Source organism: Streptomyces sp. NPDC030165 (assembly GCF_055573595.1).
This window is the reverse complement of the sequence record NZ_JBVIBD010000077.1, coordinates 1-1,266: the sequence shown is the minus strand read 5'-3', so window position 1 is coordinate 1,266 and position 1,266 is coordinate 1. Positions and strand designations below refer to the sequence as shown.

Annotated in this window: 2 protein-coding genes; one reads left to right on the top strand and one right to left on the bottom strand. The window is 70.4% G+C overall.

Annotated elements, in window-relative coordinates; translation table 11 throughout:
• A partial coding sequence (locus tag ACZ4Z1_RS42480) for a hypothetical protein (protein ID WP_468492076.1) occupies nucleotides 1–247 on the top strand: 247 nt, incomplete at its 5' end.
• Here ACZ4Z1_RS42480 and ACZ4Z1_RS42475 read toward each other — a convergent pair.
• Nucleotides 222–1,266 (bottom strand): IS4 family transposase (locus ACZ4Z1_RS42475; protein WP_468492075.1); only part of this gene is annotated, 1,045 nt, incomplete at its 5' end. The genes ACZ4Z1_RS42480 and ACZ4Z1_RS42475 overlap by 26 nt on opposite strands.

Here is a 1,266-nt window from a genome sequence, read left to right as displayed (position 1 = left end):
CAATGCCGTTGCTTTATGGGTTCGCGGGTTGTGGTCGTTGGATGAGGACGGCTTGGGTGCCTGCGTGCGTGGGCTGGGGCCAGCTGCGGTGTCCGGCCCGTTTGAGGCGGTAGTTGGACATCTTGCGTTTGACGACGCGGGGCTGGCTGCGCAGGCGTCTGACGGGCAGGATCCGTTCCAAAAGGTCGGCCTGGAGCAGGGCCAGGGCTCTGTCCAGGAGGTCAGGGGGAAAAACTGCCCGGCGTGAGGATCACGCTGCGCCGGGCGGACCGCAAAGCCTCCGTGAAGGAGACCCGGTCCGGATCCAGATGCCCGGTAGCAGCCGTTGTCAGCATCAGTTCGCGCAGGGCCCGGTGGACCAGCAGATGCGCCCAGATCTGCTGGCGCACGCCGTCGGGTGTCTTGCTGCTGAGCACCGTGCGTGGCCCGCGCTGGCAGGTCTTGAGCTCGGCGAAGACCGCTTCCACCTCCCAGCGCTCACGGTAGAGCGCGGCCAGCTGGCGGGCCGGGTAGCGGCGGGCATCGAGCAGGCTGGTCACCAGCCGGTACTCCCCGGCCGCCCGGCCGGTGCCGTCCAGATGGTAGGCCACCACCCGGACGGTGACCGGATCGCTGCGGGCGGCGTCGGTGCAGGCGTGGATGCGGGACAGCCAGGATCCGTCTCGCAACGTGCGCTCGACGGGCAGGACGCGGTTGGCCGGCACCCGCCACAGCAGGTCGGCGCCGGTGGCGGTGAAAGCCCGCCACAACGGCACCCCGAGGAACTCACGGTCGGCCAGCACCAGCTGGCCCGGTCCGCAGGACCTCGCCAGGCGGCCCACCAGGGTGACCTCCCCGGTGCGGCAGCCGGCCAGCTCGGCGTCCAGCACCAGATGTGTGCCGGTCTCCACCAAACAGGCCATCCGCACCTGCACAAATGAGCTCCGGTCCGGGCCGCGGCCGTTGCCCGGCCGGCCGAAGGCAGCCTCGTTGGCGCTGGTGTCGGCCACGTCCCAGCAGGTGCCGTCCACGGCCAGCAGGCGCAGGCCCCGCCAGAACGTGCCGGGAGTGTCCTGGGTGCCCATCGGTTTCGCGGTCGTGGTGAACAGCACTTGCAGCGGTTCGGGCCCCAGCCGCTGCCGGGCCCTGAACAGGGACGACTTCCCCGGAATCCGCCAGTCACCCAGGAGTCCCTGGCCCCGCAGACCCTCGACCAGGTGCCGCATCACGTCCAGATACGGCGCGGGCGAGAACAGGGCCAGCGCGAGCACGAAATACACGACCAGC